Here is a 393-nt window from a genome sequence, read left to right as displayed (position 1 = left end):
CAACAACTAGCGGGCAAGACTGTGAGGATGCACATCAAGTTGGCTGACGAAGACAGGCCCGCTATTGGGGATACGTGGGTCAAAGTACCTAACGGCTGGAAGCGCTGTATGGGCGATAACTTCGAAGACCAATACGCGTTCTGCTTTGGCAATTACAAAGACTTCAGCGGCTTTCAAATGCCTGACGGACGGCAATGCACCATTTACCCCGGTTGCACTGAATAAGGACATACCTGATGACGAGTTTGTATCCCCTGTTTAAAAGTGCCGTTTTGGGCTGCTGCTTCATCGGCGCCGCAGGCTGCGCCAGCAGTCAGCCGAATACGTTCACCTTCACCGCCGATATGCCGCCCGATTTCCGCTATGAGGCCATCGCAGTGTATGTGCCCGCCC

General features: G+C 54.2%; 1 pseudogene. It reads left to right on the top strand.

Annotated features, from left to right (window positions below):
• Positions 1-225 (top strand): annotated as a pseudogene (locus HU727_RS25565) (hypothetical protein); the annotation flags it as partial.
• Positions 226-393 lie beyond the last annotated feature (168 nt).

The organism is Pseudomonas khorasanensis (assembly GCF_014268505.2).
Lineage (GTDB): Bacteria > Pseudomonadota > Gammaproteobacteria > Pseudomonadales > Pseudomonadaceae > Aquipseudomonas > Aquipseudomonas khorasanensis.
This window is presented reverse-complemented; position numbering and strand designations above follow the sequence as displayed.